21 protein-coding genes, 1 tRNA gene and 1 pseudogene are annotated in these 20,213 nt (G+C 61.9%); 15 read left to right on the top strand and 8 right to left on the bottom strand.

Annotation, left to right across the window (positions count from 1 at the left end; all coding sequences use genetic code 11):
- Nucleotides 1-4: 4 nt before the first annotated feature.
- From KBY85_RS08635 to KBY85_RS08620, 4 genes are all read left to right on the top strand, one after another.
- Nucleotides 5-295, top strand: coding sequence for a hypothetical protein (locus tag KBY85_RS08635; RefSeq protein WP_254931487.1), 291 nt, complete (start codon nt 5-7; stop codon nt 293-295).
- Between the two features lie 13 nt (nt 296-308).
- A complete protein-coding gene (locus KBY85_RS08630; protein WP_254931488.1) occupies nt 309-491 on the top strand; it encodes a hypothetical protein in 183 nt (60 codons plus the stop codon).
- Nucleotides 488-829 (top strand): hypothetical protein, encoded by a 342-nt coding sequence (locus KBY85_RS08625; RefSeq protein WP_254931489.1) that lies wholly within the window; start codon nt 488-490, stop codon nt 827-829. Before KBY85_RS08630 ends, KBY85_RS08625 begins: the two co-directional genes overlap by 4 nt.
- An 11-nt stretch (nt 830-840) precedes the next feature.
- Nucleotides 841-914: transfer RNA gene (locus KBY85_RS08620), tRNA-Pro, on the top strand.
- Between the two features lie 84 nt (nt 915-998).
- Here KBY85_RS08620 and KBY85_RS08615 read toward each other — a convergent pair.
- On the bottom strand, nt 999-1,853 hold the full coding sequence (locus KBY85_RS08615) for a 3'-5' exonuclease (RefSeq protein ID WP_254961110.1): 855 nt from the start codon (nt 1,851-1,853) through the stop codon (nt 999-1,001).
- Nucleotides 1,854-1,977: 124 nt separating this feature from the next.
- On the opposite strand from KBY85_RS08615, the gene KBY85_RS08610 reads away from it, so the two are divergent.
- From KBY85_RS08610 to KBY85_RS08590, 5 genes and pseudogenes are all read left to right on the top strand, one after another.
- Entirely contained in the window at nt 1,978-2,433 is a 456-nt protein-coding gene (locus KBY85_RS08610; protein WP_254961109.1) for a peroxiredoxin, read from the top strand.
- A gap of 2 nt (nt 2,434-2,435) precedes the next feature.
- On the top strand, nt 2,436-3,170 hold the full coding sequence (locus KBY85_RS08605) for a DUF1350 family protein (RefSeq protein WP_254961108.1): 735 nt from the start codon (nt 2,436-2,438) through the stop codon (nt 3,168-3,170).
- Nucleotides 3,171-3,247: 77 nt separating this feature from the next.
- A pseudogene (locus tag KBY85_RS08600) lies at nt 3,248-3,922 on the top strand (FIST signal transduction protein); the annotation flags it as partial.
- Complete coding sequence (locus KBY85_RS08595) at nt 3,923-4,423, top strand: FIST C-terminal domain-containing protein (protein WP_254961122.1); 501 nt, start codon at nt 3,923-3,925, stop codon at nt 4,421-4,423.
- Nucleotides 4,423-6,150 carry a bifunctional diguanylate cyclase/phosphodiesterase gene (locus KBY85_RS08590; protein ID WP_254961106.1) on the top strand — a complete coding sequence of 576 codons (1,728 nt, stop codon included), beginning with the start codon at nt 4,423-4,425 and terminating at the stop codon, nt 6,148-6,150. The genes KBY85_RS08595 and KBY85_RS08590 overlap by 1 nt, the downstream gene beginning before the upstream one ends.
- Here KBY85_RS08590 and acs read toward each other — a convergent pair.
- Complete coding sequence (gene acs, locus KBY85_RS08585; protein WP_254961104.1) at nt 6,147-8,129, bottom strand: acetate--CoA ligase; 1,983 nt, start codon at nt 8,127-8,129, stop codon at nt 6,147-6,149. The two genes, KBY85_RS08590 and acs, sit on opposite strands and share 4 nt — an antisense overlap.
- A 133-nt stretch (nt 8,130-8,262) precedes the next feature.
- Here acs and KBY85_RS08580 point away from each other — a divergent pair, with 133 nt between their 5' ends.
- The gene (locus KBY85_RS08580) at nt 8,263-8,925 is read left to right on the top strand and encodes an HAD family phosphatase (protein WP_254961102.1); all 663 of its coding nucleotides are present in this window, start codon (nt 8,263-8,265) and stop codon (nt 8,923-8,925) included.
- Between the two features lie 14 nt (nt 8,926-8,939).
- Here the strand turns inward: KBY85_RS08580 and sds are convergent, their stop codons facing one another.
- From sds to KBY85_RS08555, 5 genes are all read right to left on the bottom strand, one after another.
- Nucleotides 8,940-9,911, bottom strand: coding sequence for a solanesyl diphosphate synthase (sds, locus tag KBY85_RS08575; RefSeq protein ID WP_254961097.1), 972 nt, complete (start codon nt 9,909-9,911; stop codon nt 8,940-8,942).
- Nucleotides 9,912-9,934: 23 nt separating this feature from the next.
- Nucleotides 9,935-10,759 carry a glutamate racemase gene (murI, locus tag KBY85_RS08570; protein WP_254961096.1) on the bottom strand — a complete coding sequence of 275 codons (825 nt, stop codon included), beginning with the start codon at nt 10,757-10,759 and terminating at the stop codon, nt 9,935-9,937.
- Nucleotides 10,756-11,844, bottom strand: a complete 1,089-nt coding sequence (locus tag KBY85_RS08565; protein ID WP_254961095.1) for an N-acetylmuramoyl-L-alanine amidase — start codon at nt 11,842-11,844, stop codon at nt 10,756-10,758. The genes murI and KBY85_RS08565 overlap by 4 nt, the downstream gene beginning before the upstream one ends.
- An 8-nt stretch (nt 11,845-11,852) precedes the next feature.
- On the bottom strand, nt 11,853-12,671 hold the full coding sequence (locus KBY85_RS08560) for a carbon-nitrogen hydrolase family protein (RefSeq protein WP_254961094.1): 819 nt from the start codon (nt 12,669-12,671) through the stop codon (nt 11,853-11,855).
- A gap of 65 nt (nt 12,672-12,736) precedes the next feature.
- Nucleotides 12,737-13,492 carry a 2-phosphosulfolactate phosphatase family protein gene (locus tag KBY85_RS08555; RefSeq protein ID WP_254961093.1) on the bottom strand — a complete coding sequence of 252 codons (756 nt, stop codon included), beginning with the start codon at nt 13,490-13,492 and terminating at the stop codon, nt 12,737-12,739.
- Nucleotides 13,493-13,544: 52 nt separating this feature from the next.
- On the opposite strand from KBY85_RS08555, the gene KBY85_RS08550 reads away from it, so the two are divergent.
- Genes KBY85_RS08550 through KBY85_RS08530 form a run of 5 tightly spaced genes read left to right on the top strand, consistent with a single transcriptional unit; the run spans nt 13,545 to nt 18,691 of the window.
- Complete coding sequence (locus KBY85_RS08550; protein WP_254961092.1) at nt 13,545-15,122, top strand: UbiD family decarboxylase; 1,578 nt, start codon at nt 13,545-13,547, stop codon at nt 15,120-15,122.
- Nucleotides 15,122-15,607, top strand: coding sequence for an Rrf2 family transcriptional regulator (locus KBY85_RS08545; protein ID WP_254961090.1), 486 nt, complete (start codon nt 15,122-15,124; stop codon nt 15,605-15,607). The genes KBY85_RS08550 and KBY85_RS08545 overlap by 1 nt, the downstream gene beginning before the upstream one ends.
- Before the next feature lie 3 nt (nt 15,608-15,610).
- Entirely contained in the window at nt 15,611-17,002 is a 1,392-nt protein-coding gene (gene aroA, locus KBY85_RS08540) for a 3-phosphoshikimate 1-carboxyvinyltransferase (protein ID WP_254961089.1), read from the top strand.
- A 44-nt stretch (nt 17,003-17,046) separates the two neighbouring features.
- Nucleotides 17,047-18,420 (top strand): bifunctional UDP-N-acetylglucosamine diphosphorylase/glucosamine-1-phosphate N-acetyltransferase GlmU, encoded by a 1,374-nt coding sequence (gene glmU / locus KBY85_RS08535; protein WP_254961088.1) that lies wholly within the window; start codon nt 17,047-17,049, stop codon nt 18,418-18,420.
- Nucleotides 18,421-18,445: 25 nt separating this feature from the next.
- Nucleotides 18,446-18,691: a chlorophyll a/b-binding protein gene (locus KBY85_RS08530; RefSeq protein ID WP_254961086.1), complete on the top strand. Its 246-nt coding sequence runs from the start codon at nt 18,446-18,448 to the stop codon at nt 18,689-18,691.
- Nucleotides 18,692-18,805: 114 nt separating this feature from the next.
- Here KBY85_RS08530 and murF read toward each other — a convergent pair whose 3' ends face one another.
- A complete protein-coding gene (gene murF, locus KBY85_RS08525; RefSeq protein ID WP_254961085.1) occupies nt 18,806-20,200 on the bottom strand; it encodes a UDP-N-acetylmuramoyl-tripeptide--D-alanyl-D-alanine ligase in 1,395 nt (464 codons plus the stop codon).
- Nucleotides 20,201-20,213 lie beyond the last annotated feature (13 nt).

Genomic DNA, 20,213 nt, shown 5'->3' with positions numbered 1-20,213 from the left:
GTCCATGCCGCTGCTTGCCCTCGCCTTGCTCTCAATGGGGTCGCCCTGGTGGGAGGACTACGGCATCACCGAACAATTCATCTGCCCCGATCAGAGCCGGGTCACCCTGGAGCGCAATGACGCCCAAGCCTCCCTGCTCACCGGACGCTTCCGCTCCACCGTGTTTCGCGAGGCCTCAGACCTACCAGGCATCCGTTATCGCAACGAGCAACTGACCTTGGTGCTCAGGGGCGATGTGCTGACTATGGAGCAGCAATTCAGAAGGTTGGAGTGCCTGCGCACGGACCAGGTATGAGCAGGACAGCGCTGTGAACCCCTTACCGGATCGCCTGGTGATTCTTGGGTTGTTTATCACCCTGGGGCTCTGCTTTGCCCTGATCTTCTGGAGCGTCAAACTGAACCCGAAGTCCGAACCCCAGCTGCAATGGCGCGATAGGCCCTCCGGTCAGCCGTCCGGCAGGTTGAACGACCCCAAGGCCCCCCTGCTGTGAGCAAGCTCGAGCCCAGGCCACGCAACCGCCCCCTGCATCCTCTGCCTAAGGGGCTTGTGGAGCTCTATGGGTTGCTGGCCGTGTTGTTTGTGCTGGTGCCTGAGTGGATGGCTGGCGGCGCCCTTCTGAGCTTCTCAGCCAATCGCAAAGGTTCGGACCTGCCTGCGGCCTCAGCCGTATGGAGCCGCTTGCCCGAATTGCGGCTGGCAGGCCTGGGGGTCGGTGAACTGCGGCAACTAGCCCGTCGCCTGCGGGTTCCTGGGTATGCAGTTTTGGGACGGGAGCGACTCACAGAACGGCTGATACGCCGGCTGAAACAGCGCAAAGCGCTGTGGTAACTTCGATCTGCCGGGGCGTAGCGCAGCTTGGTAGCGCACCACTTTGGGGTAGTGGGGGTCGCAGGTTCAAATCCTGTCGCTCCGATTTCGACATTTCACCGATTACCAAGGTGACCTTCTTCCATGCCGGCTTCCCCAGCCGGTTTTTTTATGCGCCATTCCCGGGCGCTCATGCCGCTTCTGAATCGGCCTTCACCCTCTGCACCTCAAAAGCCAGGGCCTGGGCCTGGCGCTCGCTTAGTCGACGACTCCAGGCACCTCGCACCGGTTCATTCCAGCGAAAGCCTGCCTGTTTGGCCTTATGCCGTTCGGCATAGGGAAGATTTGCCCGATAGAGCAGCTTCGGCTCCGTAGCTGCAGCCAGTAGGCCTTCGAGGTTGTCGCAGCGCTCTAACACCTGAACTAGGTAAGTGCAATCGGTAAGGGCCCGATGGGCAGCCCACACCGGCACCCCGTAGGCCAAGGCCAGATCGCGCACCGAAGGGGACGTCCTCAGGTGTCGCTCAGGCGGCCACTCGATATCGTCCATCGAGCAGATCCATGGCTTGTCAATAGCCGGCAGCGGTCCCAGCCCAAACCACTTGGCATCAAAGGCTGCATTGTGGGCGAGCACCGCATCGGCCCCGGCGAGCAGGGCAAGGAAATGCTGGAGGCCGGCCTGCCAGGGCTGGGAAAGTCTGGTCACTTCTGCAGCAATGCCATTGACATGTTCCGCCGGGTTGGCAGCAGCTGGCAAAAGAAAGGAAACCTGGCTCAATACCGACCTGCTGGGTACATGAAACAAAACTGCTCCGACCTCGATGCACTGGGCTGAAACCGGCTCCAGACCCGTGGTCTCCGTGTCCAGGATCAGCAGGTTGATAGGTGTTGATCGCGGTTGTGGATCGCGGTTGGAAGGGCTGGGATCACGAGCCACAACCTGCTTGGGCTGGGCCGCTGGGCTCAAGGCCGGGGTTGCACTCACCAGGCTCAGCAGGTCGCTCTGCTGCCAGAGGCTTGGCTGTTCCTCGATCGGGCCAGTCACATCTGCCTGCGTCGCTCAACCCATCGTCCTAGCCCACCGCTAGAAAACCAGCTACGACCTGGACTACGACTACGGCAACCAGGACAGCTGCCTAGGGTGAAAACAGTTGCCCAATTTGATTTAGATGGCACTTGCCGCCGGAGATCGAGCCCCCCTAGTTGCCCTTAATGATCAAAATGGTGAGGGGCACCGCAGCGATCAGCTAGCCGGCAAGGCATTGGTGCTGTTCTTCTATCCAAAGGACGACACCCCAGGCTGCACCGCTGAAGCCTGTGCCTTCCGTGACAGCTACGCCGACCTTCAGTCCCTGGGAGCTGAGGTGTGGGGTGTCAGTGGCGACGACCGGGCCAGCCACCAGCGCTTTGCCAGTCGTCACGACCTGCCCTTCCCGCTCCTGGTGGACCAAGGCAACGCCCTACGCAAAGCCTTCGGAGTGCCAAATGTGCTTGGGTTGCTGCCAGGCCGGGTCACCTACGTGATCGACCGCGAAGGCGTAATCCGCCATGTGTTTAACAACCTCCTTGATGGCGCAGCCCATCGCAACGAAGCGCGGGCGGCCTTACAACGCCTCGCCCTCTGACCATGACGCTCTGGCGGCAGCGCGGCGATATCTGGCAACTGGAGGCCGAGCGACCCAACCGCGGCACGGTCGAATTCATCGGCGGCAGTTACCTGGCGGCGACCCCCCAGCTCAGCTACCGCCGGCTTCTGGAGGCACTGGCGGCTAGGGGCTGGCGGATTAGGGCCTGGACCTATGTGCCTGGCTTCGACCACCAGGATCAGGCCAATACCGCCTGGCGGCGGTTCCGTCAGCTGCGTGATGCGGATGGTGAAGGGGGCGACTCCAGCAGGCTGGTGTTGCGACTTGGCCACAGCCTGGGCTGCAAGCTGCACCTGCTGGCACCTGATGGGGGGCGGGGGGGCGCCGGCCTTGTGGCCTTGAGCTTCAACAACTTCTCAGCCGAGCGCTCGATACCACTGCTGGCGGAACTCGGTCAGCAGTTCAACTTTCGCAGCGAGTTCAGCCCCTCACCGGAGGAAACCCTGCAGCAGGTGGCTCGAACCTATCTCCAACCCCGCAACTTAGTGGTGCGCTTCAACCGGGATCAGATCGACCAAAGCAAACGGCTGCTGGGGGTTCTGCAAGGTCGTAGTGGAGATGCCAGCCTGCTGAGGGAATTCCCGGGGGATCATCTCGCCCCCGCTAGCGCGGGGCTGCGAAAGAGCCTGCTGGGCCAGTGGGCCGACGATCCCGCTAAAAAAAGATCCCTGGATGGCATCGCAGCCGCGGTTGATGCTTGGGCCAGCGCGGCCTAGATGCTGAGCCGTCCCTACGGGGGTAGACAATTGTGGGTAACAGTCGGGGGCATACTCCGACGCAGGAGCCAGCCTCAATGGTCACTTCGATGGTTGCTGAGAGCTGGGTCCAGGTAGGCGCCTCTTCGTTAAACGACACCGGCCAGGCCCTTGAGCAGTCACTACAGGCTCTGCATTGCCCCCAGGATCCCAAGCTGATCGTAGCCCTGTTTGCGCCAAATTTTAATCTGGCGGCGATTGCCGAGCAGCTCCATGGGACCTTTCCCCATACGCAGGTGATTGGTTGCACAACATCTGGTGAAATCACCCCTGGCGGTGCGGTGGCCAATGCCCTGGTGCTGTGGGCCTTGGGAGGCTCGGCAATCGAAGTAAGTACTGGTTCCGGCCAGGGTGATGCGCAGGGCCTGCGCCAGGCTGCAACCGAGGCCGCCCACTGCCTGGACCATCTTGAGCAACGGGCCAATACGGTCTTGATCGTGCTCTCCGATGGCCTTTGCGGTGATCAAATGGATGTGGTGCGCGGCGCCTACGACGTAGCTGGAATAGACGTTCCCCTGGTGGGAGGCTGCGCCGGCGACTATCTAGCGATGAGCTGAACCCGGCAGATCCATGGCCGTAGGGTAATGACTCAGGCAGTGGTGGCAGCAGCAGTTAGTTCCGACCGCCCCTTAGGCATCGGCGTAAGCCACGGCTGGACCCCAGCAAGTGACCCTATGTTGGTCACTGGGAGCAAGGGAAACATTCTGTCGACTTTGGAAGATAAGCCAGCACTAGATGTATACCTCGATTTCTTCAATCCGGAAGATATTGTTCGGACCGACCCTGCCGCATTCGCCAATTTTGCCGCGACTCACCCCATTGGAATACGCCGGCGCGATAAAATCGAGATGCGTCACATCACCGGCTTCAACCTCGATAGGCGAGAACTGATCTTGGTGGCAGAGGTTCCCCAGGGAGCATTGGCCTTCCTCACTGAAGGCAATTTCGACTCTGTTCTTAATGCGGCAGCCCAGTCCTGCATTTCGGCTGTCGAGGCCCTAAACGGGTTTCCGCCGGCTGGCTTACTGCTATTCGACTGCGTCTCACGAAGGGCAGTATTTACAGAAGAGCGCGTACATGAAGAAACTGATTTAATCACCAGCAGTTGCGGAGCCGTACCGATGGCAGGGTTCTATACCTATGGAGAAATTGCCCGCACCAAAGGCGCAGGAGGCTTTCATAACCAAACCCTCGTAACACTGGCGATCGGCTAATGGAGACCTCCTGGTCCCTGCACATGCTTTCGGAGATCCTCTCAGCTTTCTCCACGGAGGATCCAGACAATCTCCGCAATGTGCTCAACCGGGTGGCTGAATCAGTTGATGCCGAGGTGGCCGCAATCATCTGCGATCAATCAATAGACTGGTGCATAGGGCTATCAGACGAGGATCAGCAACAGCTTCTGGGGGAGTTAATCAACCAACCAGGCGATATCACTATTCGTTCAGGCATCCTCCGCACCTGTTGGGCTCCTATGGGTCCAATGGACATGCTGTTTGTGGGCCGCCTCGGTGAACGTTTTGACTTGGAGGAACGGTCCCTGCTGCGAGCTATGGGCCGTAGCATCGAACTAAGTATAAAAATACTAAGGGCTGTTACATCGGAAAGACAGGCGCGTAAGGACGCCCTTCTTCAAGCAACTCATGACGCCCTTACTGGTCTGCCCAATCGGCGCATGGTGCTGGATCGGCTGCAGGCAGCGATTGATCATCTGTCAGTAGATAACTCCCTTTTTACAGCGGTGCTTTTTATCGATATAGATCGCTTCAAGTGGATCAACGATGCCCATGGACACAGCGCCGGCGACCAACTACTAATTCATGTCAGTCGTGTCCTAAGACACGTGGTTCGCCATGACGATCTAGTCGGTCGTCTATCGGGAGATGAATTTATCGTTGTCACCCGTACAAGCCACCGAGATGATGCCAGTCAATTGGCCAGCCGGATTATCGCGGAAATCCGTCAGCCCCTAAAGGTTGCTGGCTCAGAACTCAGCCACACCGTATCGATCGGCATCAGCTTTGCCCAGCTAGGAGATAGCCCATCAACTCTGCTGGAAAATGCGGACATGGCTATGTATCAGGCAAAGGCCTTAGGCCGTGGTCGCCACTCAACCTTTCATTCGACCATGCGTCTGCAAGCCCAACAACGTCTCTCGCTAGAGGAGTCCATCGGCAATGCGGTGCAAAACGGGGAAATCAAACCCTTTTTACAACCCATCTTCCGCCTCGTTGACGATACCCTCACGGGCTTTGAAGCCCTGGTTCGCTGGGAACATCCCCAACTGGGAGTGCTGATGCCCGCCGCCTTTCTGGAACAAGCCGAGGACAGTGGACTGATCCAGGAGATCGACATGTGTGTGTTTGCGAGCGCCTGCGCTGCTATCGCCAGGTGGCAGCAGATTCATGGCCTAGGCAATCTGAGGTTGTCTTCAAACCTGTCTGCCCGCAGTCTTGCCGACCCACGGGTGAAGGTACGCATCAAAGAAATACTAGAATCAACAGGAATCAATCCGGCTAGTGTTTACCTAGAGATTGTCGAAACAACTCTTGTTGATGACATTGAATCGACAACGGCCACTATCAACGCACTGCGAGATCTTGGCCTACGACTGGCGATTGATGATTTCGGCACGGGGTATTCATTATTGCTATACCTAAAGCGCTTCCCGGTAGGGGTTCTTAAAATTGATCGCTCATTTGTGAGCGGATTGGGAAAGAATCCAGAAGATGAGGTTATTGCAACCACAATTCTCACTCTCGCCAAGGCTCTCGAACTGGAGGTAGTGGCTGAAGGAGTGGAAAGGGAGGCCCAGATGAATCGCATGCGCGAATTGGGTTGTGATTACGGCCAGGGATACTGGTTTGGACGTCCGATCAGCATTGAGTCAACGGACGTCGCCTTCATCGAACCGCTTCGCCTGGCCCCCTTAACCCCCTAAACCCTTAGGGCATCGAGTACGGAACGGTCCTCCAAGGTGGAGGTGTCACCAGTCACTTCCTGGCCAGAGGCCAGGGCCCGCAGGATGCGGCGCATGATTTTGCCGCTACGGGTTTTGGGCAGGGAATCGGTGAAACGAATTTCATCGGGCTTGGCGATCGGTCCGATCTCTTTGCCCACATGGGCCCGCAAATCGGCAATCAGGGCGTCGTCGCCGCTGCGACCCTCCTCCAAGGTCACAAAGGCCACGATCCCCTCACCCTTGAGCTCATCGGGCCGGCCCACCACCGCCGCCTCAGCCACCGCGGGATGGCTCACAAGAGCACTTTCAATTTCCATCGTGCCGAGTCGGTGACCACTCACGTTGATCACGTCATCAACCCGGCCCATTACCCAGAAATAACCGTCGACGTCACGGCGGGCGCCATCACCGGCGAAATACAAGTAGGAGCCATCTGCGGGTCTGATCTCCTCCCAGTAGCTCTTGCGGAAGCGCTCCGGATCGCCATGCACGGTGCGCATCATCCCTGGCCAAGGCCTACGAACCGCCAGGTAGCCACCGGCATCAGCCGGCTGGGAAACGCCGTCCATGTCGACGATGTCGGCGGCGATTCCCGGCAGGGGCAGGGTGCAGGAGCCGGGTTTCGTGGGGGTGGCGCCGGGCAGGGGACTGATCATCACGCCGCCAGTCTCGGTCTGCCACCAGGTGTCCACCACAGGGCAGCGGTTATGGCCGATCACGTCGCGATACCACATCCAGGCCTCGGGATTGATCGGCTCACCAACGCTGCCGAGGATCCGCAGCGAGCTCATGTCGTATTGATCCGGCACGGCTCGGCCGCTCTTCATGAAGGTCCGGATCGCCGTAGGGGCGGTGTAGAAGATCGTGCAGCGATGCTTCTGGATCACCTCCCAGAAGGCGCCGGGTTTGGAGGGCCGCGGTGCACCCTCGTACATCACCGTGGTGGCGCCATTCGAGAGCGGCCCGTACACGATGTAGCTGTGCCCGGTGATCCAGCCCACATCGGCGGTGCACCAGTGGATGTCTTCCTCACGGATGTCGAAGATCCACTGGAAGGTGAGGTGGACCCAGAGGTTGTAGCCGGCAGTGGTGTGCACCACCCCCTTGGGCTTGCCGGTGGAGCCGGAGGTGTAGAGCACAAATAGGCGGTCCTCGCTGGCCATGGGCTCGGCGGGGCACTCGGTGCTCTGCCCATCCACCAACTCGTGCCACCAGTGGTCCCGGCCGGTAGCCATGGCGCAGTCGCCCTTGATTCGCTGCACCACCAGCACATGCTCAACGCTTGGTGCACCACCATTTGCCGCGAGTGCCTCATCCACCGCGGGCTTAAGGGGCACGGGCTTGTCCTTACGGAAGCCGCCATCGGCGGTGATCACCGCCTTCACCTGGCCATCTATCAGCCGATCCCGCAGGGCATCGGCTGAGAAGCCGCCAAACACCACCGAGTGGGGGGCACCAATGCGGGCACAGGCCAGCATGGCAATGGCTGCCTCCGGGACCATCGGCATGTAAAGGGCAACTAGGTCCCCCTTGCCGATGCCAAGTGCCTTGAGGGCATTACTCGCCTTACACACCTCGGCATGCAGTTGGCGGTAGGTAAAGCTGAGGCTGTCGCCGGGCTCCCCTTCCCAAATCAGGGCGGTCTTATCGGCCCGAGGGCCATCGAGATGGCGATCGAGGCAATTGAAACTCAGGTTGGTGGTGCCCCCTGCAAACCACTTGGCGAAAGGCGGATTACTCCAATCGAGCACCGATTCGAAAGGCTCAAACCAGTGCAGCTCACTACGGGCCAGGTCGCCCCAGAAGGCATCGGGATCACGATCAGCCTTGCTGCATAGGGCCCGGTATGCATCCAGAGAGCCAATGCGGGCCGAGGCGGCCAGCTCAGCAGGCGGCGCAAATAACCGTTGCTCCTGGAGCACCGATTCGATCGTCGGGCCCGTTGTGGCATCAGGCATAGGTGGCAGACAGGCGGTTACTGACGGGCGGTCTCTAAAAGGCGGTCTCTAACGGGCGGTTGCCATAGAAAAATTAAACCGGCTGGCGCCGCAGTCCCAGTCTCCCTGCACCGGCATGTAATGGGCCGTCGTGATGCAGGATAGATACATGGGTCCTGCCGCCTGCCTGTTCGATCTCGACGGCCTGCTTCTAGACACCGAACCACTGCAAGCCATGGCTTGGCAAAAAGCCGCCGCCCACTTTGGTTGCCAGCTCGGTGCTGAACAGTTGCTCAGGCTGCGGGGCCAGCGCCGGTTGGATTGTGCTGCCTTGGTATGCCGCTGGATCGAAGCTTCAGGCTCCAATCCCCCGAGTTGTGAGGCTTTGCTGGCCGTGCGCCAACCCCTGGCCGATGCCTTGGTGCCCACCGCTGCCGCAATGGACGGCGCCGCCGAACTGGTGCAGATGTGCAGGGATCACCAGGTCCCCATGTCCCTCGTCACCAGCAGCACCCAGGACGCGGTGCGGCGTAAGGCTGCACCCCACCGATGGCTGGAGCTGATCCAGGTAAGGGTTTACGGCGATGATCCAGCCCTGGCGGCGGGCAAACCGGCGCCGGACCCATTTCTGCTCGCAGCTAAACGCCTAGGCCGCAATCCCAGCGACTGCTGGGCCTTCGAAGATTCAGCCGCCGGCATCGAGGCCGCAGTGGCCGCCGGTTGTCAGGTGTATGCCCTTCTCCCAAGCGACGCAGATGCCCAAGCCACACCTGCCGGAGTGACCCGCCTCAATTCCCTCAGAGATGTGCGCTGGTAGCTGGCTGAACAGCGTCAGTAGAGGCGACTAAGGACGAAATCAGGCAGGGCCCGCAAGGCGCTGCGCGGTTCGGAGGGGACTAGCCATTCCAAGGCTTGAGCTGCTTCCTGGGCGAAGCCTTCAGCCAAGGCCCTGGTGCGGGGAATGGCCTCGCAACCCCTCACCAGTGCAAGAGCTTGCTCGAGATCACCTTCCTCACAAAATTCGCGTTCAATCAAGCCGGCCAGGACAGGGCGCTCCTGGAGTGCATAAAGGGCCGGAGCGGTGAGATAACCGGAGGCCAGATCGCTTGCAGCTGGCTTGCCGAGCTGCTGATCACTGCCAGTAAAATCGAGAATGTCGTCTACTACCTGGAAGGCCAAACCCAACTGGCGGCCGAAGCGATAAAGATCATCGAGCTGGGCCCCTGGCAAACCGGTAAGCACCCCAGCTGCCCTAGCGCTATTTGCAATAAGCGAGGCTGTTTTGCAGTAGCTCTTTTCGAGGTATGTCTCGAAGCTCTGGCCGGTGTCGTAGCGGAAAAGGCCCTGTTTCACCTCGCCGTCTGCCAAATCCATGATCACCCGGCTGAGCAGCTTCACCACCTCGAGATCATCGAGATTGGCCAAATGCCAGCTGGCCTGGGCAAAAAGGAAATCCCCCGCAAGCACCGCCACTCGATGATTGAAACGGCTGTGCACCGTGTCAACTCCGCGCCGGGTTGCAGCCTCATCGACAACGTCGTCGTGGACGAGCGAAGCCGTGTGGATCATTTCAGTGATCTCCGCCAGGCGGCGGTGGCGGGGCCCCAGCTCACCATCGGGGGCTACTGCCCGCGATAGCAAGAGCACAATGCCGGGTCGCAGCCGCTTACCACCTGCAGCAAACAGATGCTCTGCTGCAGCCTGCAAAATTGGATGGCCAGCTCCTATAAGGCTGCGCAGGTCGGCCAGCAGGGCATCTAAGTCAGCCTCTACGGGCTGGAGCAGCTCTGCAACCGTTGCCACAACACCTCCGCCGTGGCGTGATCCTAGAAGGCTTGCCCCATCGACCGCAGGTCCACCCGCTCAACGGCAGGCCTGTAACCCAACCAGCGGCTAGCCCCGTCGGCAAAGGCCTCCGCAGATCCACTGACGCAGACCCGGGTGCGCTCGGCTGGGGTCACCACCTCCACCGCTGCGAGTTCGCCCTCCGGCATGCCGCCCATGCTTGCCAAAAGGGGCCCTAGTCGCCGTACCGCCGATTCAGCTGGATCAACAAGCCGCACATGGGGAGGCAGCAGGGCCGTGAGCAAGGGGCGCAGCATCGGGTAGTGGGTGCAGCCCAGCACCACCGTGTCTACACCGGCTACGAGTAGGGGCTCCAGGTATGCCTTGGCTTCCCCTATCAGGGCTGGAGAATGGAGATCACCGGCCTCGATGAAGGGCACGAAGGTGGGACAGCCCACCTCGAGCACAGAGGTGTGGGGCCGGCAGGCATGGATTGCCCGCCTATAGGCACCGCTTGCGGCTGTGGCGGGAGTAGCCAGCACCCCCACGCACTCGCTGTTTAGGTCGGCAGCAACACTGTCGATCAGGCCCACCACAGGAACGCCGGCCTCCGCCACGGCCACATCAAGAGCGAGGGCATTGGAGGTGTTGCAGGCCATCACCAGAACTCCGACCTGTTGATGCCGCAGCCAGCCCACCACCTCAGCGGCAATGGAGCGAATATCGGCGACGCTGCGCTGACCGTAGGGAACTCGAGCCGTATCCCCGAGATAAAGGCAGGAGGAATGCGGATAGCGCTCCTGAAGTCTCCGCAGCACCGTGAGGCCCCCCAAACCGCTGTCAAATAGCCCCACCAAAGCGCTCATGGCTGACCCTGTAGGGCGTTAAGAATCCCAGCGCTCAGAGCTAAAGCCATGCGACGACGAAAATTGGCATCGGCGAGGCGCCGGGAATCGAGTTCACCGGTGACAAAGCCCATCTCAACAAGGGCGGAGGGCATCACCGTGCGGCGGATCACGAAAAAGCGTCCGGTGCGCACGCCGCGATCAGGACTGCCAGGGGAAATGGCCACCATTTGCTCCTGCAAGGCCGCAGCCAGGCGACGGGAGGGCGATCCCGCACCCTCAAAGAAAAAGGTCTCGATGCCGTTCACATCGGGACGGGCCATGCTCAAGGCGTTGGCGTGCACGCTCACAAACAAATCGGCACCGCTGCTGTTGGCCAGGGCCACCCGGGGAGGCAGGTCAACGTCCACCTCAGAGATGCGTGTCATCAACACCTGGACGCCGCGGGCCTGCAATAGCCGGGCGATTTGCAGACAAACATCAAGCACTACGTCGGTTTCCCGTAGGCCACCAATGCCGACGGCACCTGGATCGGGGCCCCCATGGCCAGGGTCGATCACCACCTTGAAGCGGCCCCGGGGCACAACCGGCAAGCCATCGGCGGAGAGGGGCGTAGCTGCGGTGGGGAAGAAGGTCTGCTGATCGGCGCCAAAGCTGGCGACAGCATCGAGGTCTCCCTCGCCGAGGCCAAGCCCAGCTTGGTTGCCAAGACCCGGCAACTCCATGCGCCAGCGGTCGCGGGAGGTGCCCACCAGGCGCAGGCCAGAGGGATCGAGCTGGGTACCTGGCGCAAATTCCAGCACCAGGCGGGTTGTGAAGCCATCTGGACGACCAATCCGTACCTCACGCAAGGCACCACTGCCTCGCACAGTGCGTGTGCGCGATGGGGCACCGGGCAGGTCTACCCAGATCCGGGGGCCCCTAAAGCCAGTACCAGCCTCAAAAAAGGCCTGGGGGCGTACATCGATACTGGTACGCAACTCCAGCTGACCGCTGCGGGAAACGCGCCAGGCCGCGAGGGAAGAAGCCCAGGCCGGTAGATCGGCCATCAGCAAAGCAACCGCTGCCAGAGCAGCACTCCAGCGGAATTTGACGGACCAGGGCATCGGGACAGTCAGAACAGGGCCGGCCGGCGGTGCCTCAGGCTGGGCATCTGGGCCCTCACCCTCTGGGCATGGCCCGGATCAATCGGGGCAATGGCAGCGCTGACACTTACGCCGGCATCTGCCAGCACCGTGCCCCAAGGGTCGATTACCAAGGCATGGCCGTGGCTCTGCCTGCGTCCGTAGTGCTGGCCCGTTTGGGCGGGGGCGACCACGTAGGCAGTGTTTTCAATCGCCCGGGCCTGCAGCAGCACCTGCCAGTGGTCCTTGCCGGTAAAAGCGGTAAATGCTGCGGGCACAAACAAAACATCAGCCCCTGACTGGGCTAGGTGGCGATAAAGCTCAGGGAAGCGAACGTCGTAGCAGATCGACAGGCCAATCCTGCCAAGACCGGGCACATCAACTACAGGGGGCAGTTGGTCTCCGGGCTGCACCGTGGCCGATTCCCGATAGGTGTTGCCGTCGGGTAAGTCGACATCGAAGAGGTGGATTTTGTCGTAGCGAGCCAGCAGCTGGCCCTCCGTTCCTACTAACTCAGCGCGGTTGAAGGTTTGCCCCGGTCCAGCTGGGACGGGAAAGCCCCCACCTAACAAGGTCACTTGATAGCGTCGCGCCATCGTGACAAGGAAGCTGCTGCAGCGCTCCGCCAAGGATGGGGCCAGCTCAAGGCGCTGCTCGTCCTCCCCCATGAAAGCGAAGTTTTCGGGGAGCCCAACCAACTCAGCGCCGCGACGGGCAGCCAGCTCGATCTGCTCTTCCGCTGAAGCGAAATTCGCATCCGGATCCGGGGTGCTGGTGAGTTGCACAGCTGCCGCCAGAAAACTGCCCACTCATTGCCCCAACCAGACCATCAGACTTTAAGGGAAGTGCCAAGAGGCGGTTCGCGCAGCTGGGATCAACTGGCCTTAAGCACCCCGGGTTCGGCCTGGAAGGGCACTAGTTGCAGGGTGTCGACAGCTGCGCAGCAAGCAAAATCGGCGTCATGGTCGCCGAGGTTGATCAGGCGCTGGCCGTGACTTGCAGTGCGCAGGCAGGTCTCGGTATCGAGGTGCCACTGCTGCCAGAGAGCAAGGGCCGCCAGCATTTCGTCGTTGCCGAAGCTCACACCGATATGGGGAGCCACCGCCATCTCAATCGCCGCAGAAGCAACGGCACCAGCAGCGAGGCTGTCTTCTAGGGAGTAATCGCCCTCCCAGCCACTGCCCACGATCCAGACCCGGCAGCACTCCTGATCAAGCAGACGCCGTGCAACGGCGGTGCGGTTGGGGAGACAGGCCGTCAGCAACAGAGGCACCGACTTGACGGCCGCTAAGGAGCGGGTGCCATTGGTGGTGCTCATAAATATGCGTTTGCCACCCACCAGCTCGGGGGTTACCGCAAGGGGAGAGTTACCCAGGTCGTAGCCCGCCACCCTCTGGCCGCCACGCTCACCGGCATGCAGTCGCTGCTGCGCCGGCCAGGCAGCCGCTGCAGCTTCAAGCTCCTCCAAGCTGGCGAAGGCCTCGATCGCCTCAGCTCCGTTCTGCAAGGACCAAGCAATCGTGGTCGTTGCCCGTAGAACGTCGATAACTACGGCCGCATCGGGCCCACCCTCCGCCAGGGACCTGACGGGTGGCACGCATTCAGAGGAGTGGAAGTAGGAAATTTGCACAGCCGCGGCCCCAGTTCAGGTGCGTCACAGTAGTCACCGCTCATAAAAGTCGATGCCGAATAAGGGAATTAGTCAACGCAGTCGCCGGGATTTGCGCGGCTTCATCGACCTCCTGGAGCAACGGGGTCGGCTGAGGCGCATCACCGCGCCGGTGGATCCAGACCTGGAGTTAGCAGCGATTGCCGACCGGGTGCTGGCAGCTGGCGGCCCGGCCCTTTTGTTTGAAAATGTGATTGGCTCCACCATGCCGGTGGCCGTGAACCTGCTGGGCACCCAAGAGCGGGTGCTGTGGAGCATGGGCATGGAACAACCAGAGGAGCTGGAACAGCTCGGCGAGCGCCTAGCGCTGTTGCAGCAACCCCGCCCCCCCAAGGGGGTCCGGGAGGCGGTGCGCTTTGGTTCGGTGCTGCTGGATGTGCTCAAGGCCAGGCCCGATCTCGACCTAACCCCCCCCTGCCACCAGCAGGTGTTTAAGGGCGAGGCAGTGAACCTTGACGCCCTGCCCCTGCTGCGGCCCTGGCCCGGCGACGGCGGCCGGATCATCACCCTGGGCCTGGTGATCACCAAGGATCCAGAAACTGGCACACCCAATGTGGGCGTGTACCGGCTTCAACAACAGTCGGCGAACTCAATGACCGTGCACTGGCTGAGCGTGCGCGGTGGCGCCCGCCACCTGCGCAAGGCGGCGGCGATGGGCAAAAAGCTTGAAATCGCAATTGCCATCGGCGTGCATCCGCTGCTGGTGATGGCGGCCGCCACGCCGATCCCGGTGCAGTTGAGCGAGTGGCTTTTTGCTGGCATCTACGCCGGCGAGGGCGTCCGGCTCGCTAGGTGCAAAACAGTGAATTTGGAGGTGCCGAGCCACAGTGAAGTGGTGCTGGAAGGCACTATCACCCCTGGCTCTGAGCTGGCTGACGGACCATTTGGCGACCACATGGGCTTCTACGGCGGCGTCGAAGATTCGCCCCTCGTCCAGATCCAGTGCGTCACCCAGCGACGTGATCCGGTGTACTTCACCACCTTCAGTGGCCGGCCCCCCAAGGAAGACGCCATGTTGGCGATCGCCCTAAACCGCATCTACACGCCGATCCTGCGCCAACAGATCCCTGAAATCGTCGATTTCTTTCTGCCGATGGAGGGGCTCAGCTACAAACTGGCTGTGATTGCCATCGATAAGGCCTATCCAGGCCAGGCCAAGCGGGCGGCGATGGCCTTCTGGAGCGCCTTGCCCCAGTTCACGTACACCAAATTTGTGGTGGTGGTGGATAAAAGCATCAACATCCGCGACCCGCGCCAAGTGATCTGGGCGATCAGTGCCCAAGTGGATCCGCAGCGGGATTTGTTTGTGCTCGAAGACACCCCCTTTGACAGCCTCGATTTCGCCAGCGAGCGCCTGGGCTTGGGCGGCAGGCTGGCGATCGATGCCACCACCAAGATCGGTCCAGAGAAGCGCCACCCCTGGGGCGAACCGCTTAGCCGTCCCGCCGAGCTGGAGTCCAGGCTCGATGCCCGTTGGGCCGAGCTTGGCTTGGCAGATATCGGTAAGGAGGAGCCAGATCCAGCCCTATTTGGTTACACCCTGGAGCACGTGCTGGAGCGGCTGGCAGGGCGGGCAACGGCTAAGGCGTGATGCTTTCTCGCCAGGCCAGCCATGCTCTTAAGGCCCTGTTGGAGCTGGCAGCAAGGCCCTTGGAGTGGCAGTCAACCCACACGCTGGCCACAATCCATGATCTACCCGAACCCATGCTGGAGCAGCTGCTCCTGCGCCTACGCCGAGCCGGGCTGCTGGATGCGAGGCGGGGGCGGGTGGGGGGGTACCGACTTAGCAGGCCAGCCCGGGACATTTCAATGGAGCAGATTTTTGCAGGGCTTGGCGAAGCTTTGATAGTCGGCGAAGCTTTGAGAGTTGGCGATGCTCCGAAAGAAAGTGCGAATCGGTCCGCACCGTCGGAGCCGGCCAGCTCACCAGCCGATCAAGTGACCAATGCATTGCAGCTACGGCTAGAGCGGGTCCGGCAGAAGGCGCTGGCGGAACTCAGTCTCGAAGACCTGCTGTTCGACCTGCGCAGCGCCGTGGCCGGATCCGATGGCGAGGGGGGTGTGATGCTTGGTTGAGCCATGGGCCTCCCCACCGCGGCGCGCTCCATAGGATCGGCCAACTGCCGTCACTGCTTCGTGGCCCATTCCGCCGCTAAATCCGCCCCGCTCAGCCTGGCTGGCGGCAGCACTCTGGTGGGAACCGTGCAGGTACCCGGGGATAAATCAATCTCTCACCGGGCCCTTTTGTTTGGGGCTATCGCCGAAGGAGAAACCCGCATCGAGGGCTTGCTACCAGCGGAGGACCCGCTCAGTACGGCCGCCTGCCTGCGGGCCATGGGCGTGGAGGTATCACCGATTCAGGCCGGCCAGCCAGTGACTGTGCAAGGCGCCGGCCTTGATGGCTTCCAGGAACCTGGCGATGTGCTCGATTGCGGCAATTCGGGCACCACCATGCGGCTGATGCTGGGGCTGCTGGCAGGCCGGGTGGGCCGCCACTTCGTGCTCACTGGTGATGGCTCCCTACGGGGCAGGCCGATGCGGCGGGTCGGAGCCCCCCTTGCCCAAATGGGTGCCCAGATCCATGGCCGCGGGGACGGCAACTACGCACCCCTAGCGGTTATGGGTCAGCCCCTGCGCGGCACAACCATTCACACCCCGGTGGCCTCAGCCCAGGTGAAGAGCGCCATCCTGCTTGCCGCCCTCACCGCTGACGGGCCCACCACCGTGATCGAGCCGGCCCAGAGCCGCGATCACAGCGAGCGAATGCTGCGGTCCTTCGGCGCCGAGTTGTCTGTGGGCGGTGCGGGCAACACGGTGGTGACCCTGACCCCGGGGCAAACGCTCAAAGGTCAAGCCGTGGTAGTGCCAGGTGACATCAGCTCCGCCGCCTTCTGGCTGGTGGCCGGTGCCATCACCCCAGGCGCTGAAATCACAGTGCAGAACGTGGGGCTCAACCCCAGCCGAACCGGCATCCTCGAGGTGCTGGAGCAGATGGGCGCCCAAATAAGCGTGCTCAACCACCGGGATGTGGCCGGAGAGCCGGTGGGTGACCTGCGGGTTTGCCACGGCCCGCTGCAAGCCTTTGATATCGGTGGCGAACTGATCCCCCGGCTCGTGGATGAAATCCCAGTGCTGGCTGTAGCCGCCTGCTGCGCCGAGGGCATCAGCCGTATTCGTGACGCCGAAGAGCTGCGGGTCAAGGAAACAGACCGCCTCGCGGTCATGGCACGGCAGCTCGGTGCGATGGGCGGCCGCATCGAGGAATTCGCAGACGGCATGACTATCAATGGCTGCACCGAACTGCACGGTGCAGAGGTCGACAGTGAAACCGACCACCGGGTTGCCATGAGTCTGGCGGTAGCTGCCGGCATCGCCCGGGGTGACACCCTGCTGCACCGGCCGGAAGCGGCAGCCGTCTCCTATCCGGGCTTCTGGGACGACCTAGCCCGCCTCAAGCAGCAGGCAAGCTGACAGGTAGTCCACGTAGATTCCCGGCCAGTAGTTACCGCCTGACCATGCTCGCCGTCGCCGTATTGGCCGCAGGGAAGGGCACCCGCATGAAGAGCGCCCTGCCCAAAGTGCTCCAGCCCTTAGCCGGGGCCACCCTGGTGGAGCGGGTACTGGCCAGCTGCGAGCAGCTTCAGCCCGAGCGGCGCCTGCTGATCGTTGGCCACCAGGCCGAGCGGGTGGAGCAGCAGCTGCAGGGCCTAAGCGGCCTGGAATTCGTGCTGCAGCAGCCCCAGAACGGCACTGGCCACGCCGTGCAGCAACTGCTCGAACCGCTAGATAACTTCAGCGGCGATCTGTTGGTGCTCAATGGCGACGTGCCGTTGCTACGCCCCCAAACCCTTGCGGCCCTGCTGGAGCAACACCGCAGCAGTGGCGCTGCCGTGACCCTGCTCACGGCCAGGCTGGACGATCCCAGTGGCTACGGGCGGGTATTTGCAGATGCCAACGGCTCCGTCAGCGCGATCGTTGAGCACCGCGACTGCAACGACCAGCAGCGTCTCAACCACCTAACCAACGCCGGTATCTACTGCTTCAACTGGGCCAAGTTGGCCGAGGTGCTGCCCATGCTCACCACCGACAACGACCAAGGCGAGCTCTACCTCACCGATACGGTGGCCCTGCTCCAGCCGGCCATGCACCGAGAGGTGGCAGATGCTGACGAAATCGCCGGTATCAACGACCGGCTTCAGCTCAGCCAATGCGAGACGGCACTGCAGGAGCGGCTAAAGCGCCACTGGATGACTGAGGGTGTGAGCTTTGTCGATCCAGCTAGCTGCACCCTCAGCGAGGACTGCCGATTTGGTCAAGATGTTGTTGTTGAACCCCAATGCCACTTCCGCGGCAGCAGCTCCATTGGCGATGGCTGCCGCATCGGGCCCGGCTGCTTGATCGAAGACAGCAGTTTGGGAGCAGGGGTGACCGTGCTCTATTCAGTGCTGCGCCAAGTGCAGGTGGCTGAGCACTGCGCCATTGGCCCCTTCGCCCAGCTACGCCCCGGCACCTCATTGGCAGAGCACTGTCACATCGGCAATTTTGTGGAAGTCAAAAACAGCAGTCTTGCCAATGGCGTCAAAGTAAACCATCTCAGCTATATCGGCGACGCAGATCTGGGCGCTGGCGTCAACGTGGGAGCAGGCACAATCACCGCCAATTACGACGGTGTGCGCAAGCACCGCACCGTGGTGGGCGCCGGCAGCAAAACCGGGGCAAATTCCGTGCTTGTAGCACCACTGACCCTGGGCGAAAACGTCACCGTTGGTGCCGGCTCGACTATCACCAAGGACGTGCCGGACGGTTCGCTCGCCTTGGGCCGTGCTCGCCAGCTCGTCAAGGAAAACTGGTCCACCCCGCTAAGCCAGCCAAGCCCTCCAGCCCCATAGGCTGCGCCAATCTTCCCCAGCTTTTATGAATCGCGACCGGCGTCCTGCGGCTTCACCAGATAAGGAGGGCTTTCTCTACGAGCCGGTAGAACGGTTTGGCGAGAGCATGACCAGCCCCAAACCCTGGAACAAGGCTGCCCTGGCCGGGGTGGAATTATTAAACGGTCGGATGGCCATGCTGGGCTTTGCCGCAGCAATCGCCGGCGAGCTTCTCACCGGCAAGGGCATGGTGGGCCAGCTGACTGCCATGTTGCATTGGTATTTGGGCTGAAAGCAGAAAGGCCCCGAGTGAACCACCACCCAGGACCTTCGCCCGAAGGCACAACATCGTGAAATGCTGCTCCGCAGCCATCATGGCCGATGGCGCCGAGCCCGGCGAGCCCTATTAGAGAAGCGGAATCAAGCGCTCCAGAGCAACACCCCTGCTGGCCTTGAGCAGAAGCACATCTCCAGGCCGCAGCCACTGCTGCAAAGGCTCTGCCGCAGCCTCCGGGCAATCCACCTGCCTTAAACGCGATAGGCCAGTGGCCGCCGCAACCATGGCCGCCCCTTCCTCGCCCTGGTCCACGATCACCAGCCCATCAAGGTCTAGTTGCCTTGCCCGCTCGGCCACGCTGCGGTGCAGAGCCAGGCTCTGCTCGCCCAACTCGAGCATGGTGCCGAGCACCGCGAAGCGGCGGCCAGGCTGCTGGGCCAGCAGCTCCAAGGCGGCAAGCACCGCCTCCGGTGAGGCGTTGTAGGTCTCGTCAAGTATCAATACGCCATTTTGCTGCAAACGGCGGCTGCGCCCTCCGGGCAGATCCACCTGCAGGGGCCGCCAACGCTCAGGCTCAAGGCCGAGCTCCCGAGCTACCGCCATGGCAAGCATCAGGTTGCGGGCGTGATGCACTCCCTCTAGCGGCACGGGCAGGGCCACTCCGGCCAACTCCAGAATCTCCCCCTGGCAATCAAGGCTGCCCACCAGATCTGCGGCAGCTTCATGACCTTCTCCCTGCAGGGCAACCCGCACTACCCGGCCAGACCACACCCTGGCCAGGGCATGGTCCAGCAGGGGATCACCAGCCGGGATAACCACCAAGCCATCGGGCCTTAAACCAGCCACGATTTCGCACTTAGCCGTTGCGATTGCCTCGCGACTGCCAAGCCGGCCGATGTGGGCTGTGCCGATGTTGGTGATCACCGCCACATCGGGGCTGGCGCAGCGACTCAGCCGTTCGATCTCACCGAGGCCCCGCATGCCCATTTCCACAACCAAGGCCGCCTGATCAGGGCCTGCGCCAAGCAAGGTCAGGGGAACGCCTACGTCGTTGTTTTCGTTGCCGCTGGAGGCCCAAATCGGCCCAAGTGGAGCCAGGGCACTACGGATAAGTTCCCGCGTGGTGGTCTTACCGGCGGAACCGGTTACCGCCACCACTGGCGCTGCAAGCTGCAGGCGCCAGAGACCCGCCAGGTCTTGGTAAGCCTGCAGGGTGTCTGGCACCAGCCAGAGGGGCACGTGAGCTTTGGCGGCAGCAGCCAACACACTTGCCTGGGAGGCTGGCGCAAGGTGGCCCGCCTGGGCTATGAGGGCGGCGGCACCTGCTTCAAGGGCAGCGGCAAGGAAGCCATGGCCATCGAAGCGCTCGCCAATCAGCGGCAGAAAAAGGTCGCCGCCGCTCAGTTGGCGGCTATCGGTGCAGATGGCCTGGGGGGCGAGCTTCAGCTCCGCCTGATCCAGGGCCAGGGGGCCGGTGGCGGGTTGACCCCAGAGCTCCTGCAACTGGGCTAAACGCAGACTCATCGTCGGCAGTCGG

Source organism: Cyanobium sp. BA5m-10 (genome assembly GCF_024346255.1).
GTDB lineage: Bacteria > Cyanobacteriota > Cyanobacteriia > PCC-6307 > Cyanobiaceae > Cyanobium_A > Cyanobium_A usitatum.
This window is presented reverse-complemented; position numbering and strand designations above follow the sequence as displayed.

What these genes read in the sequence shown, in the direction of transcription:
- KBY85_RS08590 (WP_254961106.1), top strand. Translation starts at nt 4,423, where the DNA reads ATGGAGACCTCCTGGTCCCTGCACATGCTTTCGGAGATCCTCTCAGCT.
- KBY85_RS08580 (WP_254961102.1), top strand. Translation starts at nt 8,263, where the DNA reads ATGCAGGATAGATACATGGGTCCTGCCGCCTGCCTGTTCGATCTCGAC.
- KBY85_RS08545 (WP_254961090.1), top strand. Translation starts at nt 15,122, where the DNA reads ATGCTTTCTCGCCAGGCCAGCCATGCTCTTAAGGCCCTGTTGGAGCTG.
- KBY85_RS08635 (WP_254931487.1), top strand. Translation starts at nt 5, where the DNA reads ATGCCGCTGCTTGCCCTCGCCTTGCTCTCAATGGGGTCGCCCTGGTGG.
- KBY85_RS08605 (WP_254961108.1), top strand. Translation starts at nt 2,436, where the DNA reads ATGACGCTCTGGCGGCAGCGCGGCGATATCTGGCAACTGGAGGCCGAG.
- KBY85_RS08565 (WP_254961095.1), bottom strand. Translation starts at nt 11,844, where the DNA reads ATGCCCTGGTCCGTCAAATTCCGCTGGAGTGCTGCTCTGGCAGCGGTT.
- murF (WP_254961085.1), bottom strand. Translation starts at nt 20,200, where the DNA reads ATGAGTCTGCGTTTAGCCCAGTTGCAGGAGCTCTGGGGTCAACCCGCC.
- KBY85_RS08530 (WP_254961086.1), top strand. Translation starts at nt 18,446, where the DNA reads ATGAATCGCGACCGGCGTCCTGCGGCTTCACCAGATAAGGAGGGCTTT.
- acs (WP_254961104.1), bottom strand. Translation starts at nt 8,129, where the DNA reads ATGCCTGATGCCACAACGGGCCCGACGATCGAATCGGTGCTCCAGGAG.
- aroA (WP_254961089.1), top strand. Translation starts at nt 15,611, where the DNA reads ATGGGCCTCCCCACCGCGGCGCGCTCCATAGGATCGGCCAACTGCCGT.
- KBY85_RS08610 (WP_254961109.1), top strand. Translation starts at nt 1,978, where the DNA reads ATGGCACTTGCCGCCGGAGATCGAGCCCCCCTAGTTGCCCTTAATGAT.
- murI (WP_254961096.1), bottom strand. Translation starts at nt 10,759, where the DNA reads ATGAGCGCTTTGGTGGGGCTATTTGACAGCGGTTTGGGGGGCCTCACG.
- KBY85_RS08550 (WP_254961092.1), top strand. Translation starts at nt 13,545, where the DNA reads ATGCCGAATAAGGGAATTAGTCAACGCAGTCGCCGGGATTTGCGCGGC.
- glmU (WP_254961088.1), top strand. Translation starts at nt 17,047, where the DNA reads ATGCTCGCCGTCGCCGTATTGGCCGCAGGGAAGGGCACCCGCATGAAG.